An 8,765-nucleotide genomic window follows, 5' to 3' on the forward strand; every position below is an offset into this window, starting at 1 on the left:
CAGGGCATTGGCAAGCATCGACACGGCCCCTGGGCAGGTGCCCTGCTTTGACCTCTAGGCTGGGCGCATGCAACGGATCATCGGTACCGAGGTCGAGTACGGTATCTCGTCACCGTCCGACCCGACCGCGAATCCGATCCTGACCTCCACTCAGGCGGTGCTCGCCTACGCGGCGGCGGCCGGGATTCAGCGGGCCAAGCGGACACGCTGGGACTACGAGGTGGAATCACCGCTGCGGGACGCGCGCGGCTTCGACCTCAGCCGGTCCTCGGGGCCGCCGCCGATCGTCGACGCCGACGAGGTCGGTGCGGCCAACATGATCCTGACCAACGGGGCCCGCCTCTACGTCGACCATGCCCATCCCGAGTACTCCGCACCCGAGGTCACCGACCCGATGGACGCGGTGATCTGGGACAAGGCCGGCGAGCGTGTCATGGAGGCCGCGGCGCGCCATGTCGCCTCGGTGCCGGGTGCGGTCAAGCTGCAGTTGTACAAGAACAACGTCGACGGCAAGGGTGCGTCCTACGGGACGCACGAGAACTATCTGATGAGCCGGCAGACGCCGTTCTCGGCGGTGATCTCGGGCCTGACCCCGTTCCTGGTGTCGCGCCAGGTCGTCACCGGGTCCGGGCGCGTGGGCATCGGACCCTCGGGCGATGAGCCGGGGTTCCAGCTGTCGCAGCGGGCCGACTACATCGAGGTCGAGGTGGGCCTGGAGACCACGCTCAAGCGCGGCATCATCAACACGCGCGACGAACCCCATGCCGATGCCGACAAGTACCGGCGCCTGCACGTCATCATCGGTGACGCGAACCTGGCGGAGACCTCGACCTACCTCAAGGTCGGCACGATGTCGCTGGTGCTGGACCTGATCGAGGAGGGCCCGCACCACGGCCTCGACCTGTCCGATCTGGCCCTGGCACGTCCGGTGCATGCCGTGCATGTGATCAGCCGTGACCCGTCGCTGCGGGCCACTGTCGCGCTGGCCGACGGTCGCGAGTTGACGGGCCTTGCGCTGCAACGCATCTACCTCGACCGGGTGGCCAAGCTGGTGGACGCCCGCGATCCGGACCCGCGCGCCTCGCACGTCGTGGAGACCTGGGCGCACGTGTTGGACCTGCTCGAGCGCGATCCCATGGAGTGCGCCGAGATCCTGGACTGGCCGGCCAAACTGCGGCTCCTTGAAGGCTTCCGCAACCGGGAGAACCTGAGCTGGTCGGCGCCGCGGCTGCATCTGGTGGACCTGCAGTACTCCGATGTGCGGCTCGACAAGGGGCTGTACAACAGGCTGGTGGCGCGCGGTTCGATGAAGCGACTCGTCACCGAGCAGCAGGTTCTCGATGCCGTCGACAATCCACCGACCGACACCCGGGCCTACTTCCGCGGGGAGTGCCTGCGCCGGTTCGGCGCCGACATCGCGGCCGCGAGCTGGGATTCGGTGATCTTCGACCTCGGCGGCGACTCGCTGGTGCGGATTCCGACGCTGGAACCGCTGCGCGGCAGCAAAGCCCATGTCGGTGCGCTGCTGGACTCCGTGGACAGCGCCGTCGAACTGGTGGAGCAGCTCACGAACTGACGCGATGCCCGGCATTCCGGGCTCCGACCGGTAATGTGGAGTCACCGAGTACACAGGAGGCAGCGATGGCTCAGGAGCAGACCAAGCGCGGTGGTGGCGGCGGTGAAGACGACGACGTCACGCCCGGCACGGCCGCCGGCCAGGAGCGTCGCGAGAAGCTGGCCGAAGACACCGACGATCTGCTGGACGAGATCGATGATGTCCTCGAGGAGAACGCTGAGGACTTCGTGCGCGCGTACGTCCAAAAGGGCGGACAGTGACCTGGCCGAACGATCGTCTGCCCGGCCCTTCTTTCAACTCCCTCTCCGACCTCTCGTCGTTCTCTGATTTTCTGCGGCGGCAGGCACCTGACCTGCTGCCCACTGTGCGGGACGGCGTCGGATCGGGGGCGGATCTGCCGCACGGCACCACGATCGTCGCGCTGAAGTACCCCGGCGGGGTTCTCATCGCGGGGGACCGGCGCTCGACACAGGGCAACATGATCGCCGGGCGTGACGTGCAGAAGGTCTACATCACCGACGACTACACCGCGACGGGCATCGCCGGGACGGCCGCCATCGCGGTCGAGTTCGCCCGGTTGTATGCCGTGGAACTCGAGCATTACGAGAAGCTCGAAGGTGTGCCGCTGACGTTCCCGGGCAAGGTCAATCGCCTTGCCACCATGGTGCGCGGCAACCTGGGTGCGGCCCTGCAGGGGTTCATCGCGCTGCCACTGCTGGTGGGATACGACCTCGATGATCCGAACCCGGCTGGCGCGGGCCGGATTGTGTCGTTCGACGCCGCCGGTGGATGGCACATCGAGGTCGAGGGCTTCCAGTCCGTGGGCTCCGGTTCGCTGTTCGCGAAGTCGTCGATGAAGAAGATGTATTCACGTGTGAGCGATGCCGAATCGGCGCTGGCCGTGGCGATCGAGGCGCTGTACGACGCCGCGGACGACGATTCGGCCACCGGTGGCCCGGACCTGGTGCGGGGCATCTATCCGACTGCCGTGACCATCGGCGCCGAGGGTGCCGTGGATGTCCCGGAGGACCGTATCGAGCAGCTGGCCCGTGAGGTGATCGCAGGCCGGTCGCGGGCCGACACGTTCGGCCCCGACGACAGCTCCAACATCAACGCAGCGCCGCGGGGTGACGCATGAGCTTTCCGTATTTCATTTCGCCTGAACAGGCGATGCGGGAGCGCAGTGAACTCGCCCGCAAGGGAATCGCGCGCGGCCGCAGCGTGGTGGTTCTGGTCTATGACCAGGGGGTGCTCTTCGTCGCGGAGAACCCGTCGCGGTCGCTGCAGAAGGTCAGCGAGCTGTATGACCGCATCGGTTTCGCCGCGGTCGGCCGGTTCAACGAGTTCGACAACCTGCGCCGCGGTGGCATCCAGTTCGCCGACACCAAGGGTTACGCCTACGACCGTCGCGACGTCACGGGCCGCCAGCTGGCCAACGTGTACGCGAACACGCTCGGCTCGATCTTCACCGAGCAGGCCAAGCCCTACGAGGTCGAACTCTGTGTGGCCGAGGTGGCCCACTACGGCGAGACCCGGGCACCTGAGTTGTACCGGATCACCTACGACGGGTCGATCGCCGACGAACCGCAGTTCGTCGTGATGGGTGGCACCACCGAGCCGATCACCGCCGCGCTCAAGGACACCTACACCGAGAACCCGACCCTGGCCGACGCCGTGACCATCGCGGTCAACGCCCTGCAGTCCGCGGGCAACGGTGAGCCACGGGTGTTGGGCCCGGCCACCCTGGAGGTCGCCGTCCTCGACGCGAGCCGGCCTCGCCGGGCCTTCCGCCGGATCACCGGCGCGGCGCTGGAGGAACTCCTGCCCGCGGCGGAGCCGCCGGCACCCGATGACGCCCAGGATTGATTTTCACGCTTGCGTAAATCAATCTGCCCGCGGGCTGCCCACGGTGTAGCTTCACCGATACGGTCGGACGGGCGGGGGGCAGATGACATCGGCGGTCGGACGGGCAGATGCGGCTGACGCGGCCGACGCCGGACACGAGGTGCCACGGCGACCCGCCGGTCAGCGGCCGAGTTGGCAGTGGAGGGTCCAGCCCTCCACGGTGACCCTGAAACTGGTCATGGCTGTGACCGGCATCATCTTCGCGCTGTTCGTCCTTGTGCACATGGTCGGAAACCTGAAGGTCTACACCGGTTCGACGCACTTCGACGACTACGCGCATTGGCTGCGCACCCTGGCCGAGCCGCTGTTGCCCTACGAGGGGGCGTTGTGGGTATTCCGGGTGGTTCTGCTGGCCAGCCTGATCGCCCACGTGGGGGCGGCGGGAATGCTCACCGTTCGGGCACGCCGGGCCCGGGGCAGATTCCGGCGCACGGGACTGCGGTCACTGCGGTCGTTCACCGCACGCACGATGCTGGTCAGCGGTCTGGTGCTGCTGCTGTTCATCGTCTTCCACATCCTCGATCTGACGGTCGGCGCGGTGCCCGCGGCATCCGGCTCCTTCGCGTCAGGGCAGGCGTACGGCAACCTGGTGGCGAGCTTCGACCGCCCTGCGGTGGCACTGTTCTACTTCCTGGCGATGGCCGTGCTCGGTGCGCACCTGGCGCACGGATTGTGGACGGCCGTCAACGATCTGGGCGTCACTGGGCGGCGCGCGCGGCAGGCCGGGGTGGCAGTGGGTGGCCTGCTGGCGCTGGCGGTCATGGTCGGCAACATGTCCATTCCGGTCGCGGTGCAGCTGGGGATGCTGCGATGACCTCGCTCGACGAGTTGCGGGGGTTGGGCCAGGTCCTGGACGGTGGGGTGCCGCCGGGGGACCCGGCCACAGCCTGGGAACGACGCCTCCTGGACTATCGCCTGGTGAGTCCGTTGAACCGGCGGAAGTTCACGGTCATCGTGGTGGGAACCGGCTTGGCGGGCGCAGGGTGTGCCGCCGCGCTCGGTGAACTCGGCTACCACGTCGAATGTTTCACCTTCCATGACGCGCCGCGTCGCGCGCACAGTGTCGCGGCGCAGGGCGGCATCAACGCCGCCCGCGGACGCAAGGTCGACAACGACAGTGTCGGGCGGTTCGTGAAGGACACCGTCAAAGGTGGCGACTTCCGCGGCCGTGAAGCGGACTGCTTCCGGCTGGCGCAGGAGTCGGCGCGCGTCATCGACCACATGAACGCGATCGGTGCCCCGTTCGCCCGTGAGTACGGTGGCAGCCTGGCGACCCGCTCGTTCGGTGGAGTGCAGGTGTCGCGGACCTACTACACCCGTGGCCAGACCGGTCAGCAGCTTCAGATTGCGGCGAGTCAGGCGCTGCTGCGTCAGGTGCATGCCGGCAGCGTGAACCTGCACACCCGCACCGAGATGCTCGATCTGATCGTCGATGACGGGGTGGCCCGCGGAATCGTCACACGACATCTGGTGACCGGTGAGGTCCGCGCCTGGACCGGGCATGCCATCGTGCTCGCGACGGGCGGGTACGGCAACGTGTTTCACCGCTCGACGCTGGCCAAGAACTCCAACGCCAGCGCCACCTGGCGGGCTCACCTCCGTGGCGCGGTGTTCGCCTCGCCGTCGTTCATCCAGTTCCATCCCACTGCGCTGCCGGTGAATTCGGAATGGCAGTCGAAGACGATTCTGATGAGCGAGTCGCTGCGCAATGACGGCCGGATCTGGGTGCCGAAACAGGCAGGGGATGAGCGGGCGCCCAACGACATTCCCGAGTCCGACCGGGACTACTACCTGGAACGGATGTATCCGTCGTACGGCAATCTGTCTCCGCGCGATGTGTCGTCGCGGGCGGCGCGCACACAGATCGAGGCCGGCCGGGGGGTGGGCCCCCTGAAGAACAGCGTGTACCTGGATTTCCGGGATGCCCTGGCGCGTGTGGGGCGGGACAAGATCGCTGAGCGCTACGGCAATCTGTTCTCGATGTACCGCGATGCGACCGGCGAGGACCCGTATTCGGTACCCATGCGGATCGCTCCGGGAGCGCACTTCTCGATGGGTGGTTTGTGGACCGACTTCGACCAGATGTCCTCGATACCAGGTCTTTTCGTGGCGGGGGAGGCCAGCTGGGCATACCACGGTGCTAATCGGCTGGGAGCCAACTCGCTGCTGTCGGCGTGCGTCGACGGATGGTTCACGTTGCCGTACTCCATTCCTAATCACCTTGCCGGGCAGTTGGGCACCCCGCCGCTGGCCGCCGATGCGCCCGCGGTGGCCGCGACCCTCGCCGAAACCACGGACAGGGTCCAGGCTCTGCTGTCCGTTGGCGGAAGCCAGGGGCCGGAGCGGTTCCATCGCCGACTGGGCGAAATCCTCTACCGCGGGTGCGGAGTGTCACGGTCGGAGGCGGGGCTCATTCAGGCCATCGCCGAGATCGACGCCCTGACTGCGGACTTCTGGTCCGACCTGAGGGTCGCGGGAAGCGGTGCTCAGTTCAACCAGGAGCTGGAGAAGGCCGGCCGGGTGGCGGACTTCCTCGGACTGGCCCGCCTGATGTGCATCGACGCGCTCGACCGCGACGAGTCGTGTGGTGCCCATTTCCGCGAGGAGCATCAGACCGCTGACGGCGAGGCCCAACGCGACGACGAGAACTGGTGTTTTGTCTCCGGATGGCAGCACAGCGCCGATGGACCCGTGGTCCGTCGCGCCGAGCCGTTGTCCTTCTCCGCCGTGCCGTTGCAGACGAGAAACTATGTGTGAGAAGCCGACATGAAGCTGACCCTGGAGATCTGGCGGCAGGCCGACGCGTCCTCTGACGGTGGCTACGAGTCGTACACGGTCGATGACGCGACACCGGAGATGTCTCTGCTCGAACTGCTCGACCGACTCAACGACGCCCTGGTCGCCGAGGGACGGGAGCCGGTGGCCTTCGACTCCGACTGCCGCGAGGGGGTCTGTGGATCCTGCGGAATCACCGTCGACGGTCGTCCGCACGGTCCGCAGCCCCACACCCCGTCATGTCGTCAGCATGTCCGGTCGTTCGCAGACGGCGCTCGAGTCCGGTTGGAGCCCTTCCGGTCCGCGGCGTATCCGGTGGTCCGCGATCTCGTGGTCGACCGCTCGGCGTTGGATCGCGTGATCGCGAGCGGCGGCCATGTCGCCGTCGACGCGGGCACGGCCGCGGATGCCGATGCCGACCCACTGCCGCATGACGATGCCGAGTACGCGTTGGACTTTGCGGCGTGCATCGGCTGCGGCGCGTGCGTGGCGGCATGCCCGAATGGCGCGGCCCATCTGTACGCGGGTGCAAAGCTCCTGCATCTGGGGACGGTGACGCGCGGCCGTCAGGAGCGTGGCCGGCGTGCGCTTGCGCTGATCGCCCAGATGGACAACGAATTCGGCCCGTGCTCCAGCTACGGCGAATGTTCTGAGGTGTGCCCCGAGCACATTCCGCTGACCGCGGTGGCGGCGGTGAATCGTGAGGTCGTGCGCGCCCGGTTGCGGGGCAGACCGGACTGATCGGGAGGGGCCGGGGGAGATGAACAGACCATGGGTGCCGTACCTGTGGAAGGCGGGAGTGCCCGTCCTCGTTGCCGCCGTCGTCTACTTTCTGCCCGTCCCCGATGGTGTCGAACCCACGGGCATGCGCATGCTCGGCATCTTTCTGGGCACCATCTTGGCGCTGATCCTGCAGCCGCTGCCGACCGGTTCGGTGGCGCTGATCGGGATGGCCGTGGCGATGCTGACCAAGACCGAGTCCGCCGCGAAGGCTTTGGCCGGTTTCGCCAATACGACGGTGTGGCTGATCGTGGCTGCGTTCTTCATCGCCGAGGGGTTTCTGCTGACGGGGCTGGGCCGGCGAATCGCGCTCCTGTTCGTGACGCGCCTGGGGCGATCGACACTGGGATTGTCGTACGGCATGGCGTTGACCGATCTGATCCTGGCGCCGGCGACTCCGTCGAACACCGCCCGGTGCGGGGGCGTGGTGTTTCCCGTTGTGGCCTCGCTGAGCCAACTCGAGGACTCCCACCCCGAACCGGAGGAGTCGCGTAAACGGCTGGGGGCGTTTCTCACCCTGACCGCACTGCAGGTCAACGTCGTCACCTCGGCGATGTTCCTGACCGCGATGGCGGGGAATCCGGTGGCCCAGGAGGCGGCCCGAAAGCTGGGCGTCGAGATCTCCTGGGGGAGATGGGCATTGGCCGCGATCGTGCCCGGCGTCGTCAGCCTCCTCGCGGTGCCGTGGGTGATGTCGAAGATCTACCCGCCGACGATCAAGAAGACGCCCGATGCTCCGCAGCAGGCGCGTGATCAGTTGCGTGAAGCGGGAGCGATGTCCCGCGGGGAATGGATCATGGCCGGGACGTTCGTACTGTTGTTGATCCTCTGGTGTCTGGGCAGCGTCGTGAACATCGATGCCACGACCGCCGCGTTCGTCGGCATCGCGATCCTGTTGATCACCGGAGTCCTCAGCTGGAAGAACCTCGCGGACAACGCGTCGGCGTGGAGCACGCTGGTGTTCTTCGGCGTGCTGGTCGGAATGGCCGCGGAACTGAACGATCTCGGTGTCATCGACTGGATCGGCAACTCGGTGGCCGGTTCGGTCGACGCACTGCCGTGGCTGGTCGCATTCGCGATCCTGACGCTGGTCTACTTCTATTCGCACTATCTGTTCGCCTCCAACACCGCACACATCGTCGCGATGTACGCCGTGTTCGTCGGGGCGGCGATCGCGACCGGCGCCCCACCGCTGTTCTCGGCGTTGGTGTTCGGGTTCATCGGCAACCTCTTCGGTGGCTTGGCGCACTACTCCTCCGGCCCAGCGGGTGTGGTCTACGGGTCCGGGTACGTGAAGACCGCCGAACTGTTCCGCATCGGATTCGCCATCAGCATCGTCAACATCCTGATCTGGACGCTGGTCGGCGGTGGCTGGATGAAACTGATCGGAATCTGGTGATCAGCTTGTGTCTCTTTGTGCGCGTGCGCGTTTGACGCGCGCGGTCTCTTCGGCGGTGCGCGTGCGCTTTCGTCTGGGCATCAGCTGTCCGCGGTTGCTCTCCGGTGTGGGTGCTGGTGTCGGCGGGATCACTTGCGGCAGTGGTGCGGTGGTGGTGTCCCAATGCGGGAACACGATGCGGCTACCCGGGTGGGTGGTGTAGGTGTGGCCGGTGGCCGCGGTCCAGACGATGGTGCCGTCGGGGTGCTGAACATCCGACCAGCCCTGCTCTCCGGTCCAGAACGTCTTGAGCAGGTGGTTCTTTCGGCACAGGCAGCGAAGGTTCGATGG

At 66.9% G+C, this 8,765-nt stretch carries 8 protein-coding genes and 1 pseudogene; 8 read left to right on the forward strand and 1 reads right to left on the reverse strand.

Going from position 1 to position 8,765, the window contains the following annotated elements; genetic code table 11:
* Positions 1–67 precede the first annotated feature (67 nt).
* The 8 genes from dop to A5727_RS08095 all read left to right on the forward strand — a co-directional run bounded on the left by dop (position 68) and on the right by A5727_RS08095 (position 8,435).
* A complete protein-coding gene (dop, locus tag A5727_RS08060) occupies positions 68–1,576 on the forward strand; it encodes a pup deamidase/depupylase (protein ID WP_068247317.1) in 1,509 nt (502 codons plus the stop codon).
* A 65-nt stretch (positions 1,577–1,641) separates the two neighbouring features.
* A complete protein-coding gene (locus A5727_RS08065; RefSeq protein ID WP_068247320.1) occupies positions 1,642–1,836 on the forward strand; it encodes a ubiquitin-like protein Pup in 195 nt (64 codons plus the stop codon).
* Positions 1,833–2,714, forward strand: coding sequence for a proteasome subunit beta (gene prcB, locus A5727_RS08070; protein WP_068247325.1), 882 nt, complete (start codon positions 1,833–1,835; stop codon positions 2,712–2,714). Before A5727_RS08065 ends, prcB begins: the two co-directional genes overlap by 4 nt.
* Positions 2,711–3,442 (forward strand): proteasome subunit alpha, encoded by a 732-nt coding sequence (prcA, locus tag A5727_RS08075; RefSeq protein ID WP_068247327.1) that lies wholly within the window; start codon positions 2,711–2,713, stop codon positions 3,440–3,442. The genes prcB and prcA overlap by 4 nt, the downstream gene beginning before the upstream one ends.
* Before the next feature lie 82 nt (positions 3,443–3,524).
* A complete protein-coding gene (locus A5727_RS08080; RefSeq protein WP_082949669.1) occupies positions 3,525–4,295 on the forward strand; it encodes a succinate dehydrogenase cytochrome b subunit in 771 nt (256 codons plus the stop codon).
* A complete protein-coding gene (locus tag A5727_RS08085; RefSeq protein ID WP_068247330.1) occupies positions 4,292–6,238 on the forward strand; it encodes a fumarate reductase/succinate dehydrogenase flavoprotein subunit in 1,947 nt (648 codons plus the stop codon). Before A5727_RS08080 ends, A5727_RS08085 begins: the two co-directional genes overlap by 4 nt.
* A 9-nt stretch (positions 6,239–6,247) precedes the next feature.
* Positions 6,248–6,997: a succinate dehydrogenase/fumarate reductase iron-sulfur subunit gene (locus A5727_RS08090; RefSeq protein WP_068247333.1), complete on the forward strand. Its 750-nt coding sequence runs from the start codon at positions 6,248–6,250 to the stop codon at positions 6,995–6,997.
* Between the two features lie 19 nt (positions 6,998–7,016).
* Positions 7,017–8,435, forward strand: coding sequence for an anion permease (locus tag A5727_RS08095; protein WP_068247336.1), 1,419 nt, complete (start codon positions 7,017–7,019; stop codon positions 8,433–8,435).
* Here A5727_RS08095 and A5727_RS27805 read toward each other — a convergent pair.
* Positions 8,436–8,765: pseudogene (locus A5727_RS27805) on the reverse strand (HNH endonuclease signature motif containing protein); the annotation flags it as partial.

Origin of the sequence: Mycobacterium sp. ACS4331 (assembly GCF_001667265.1) — a bacterium.
GTDB lineage: Bacteria > Actinomycetota > Actinomycetes > Mycobacteriales > Mycobacteriaceae > Mycobacterium.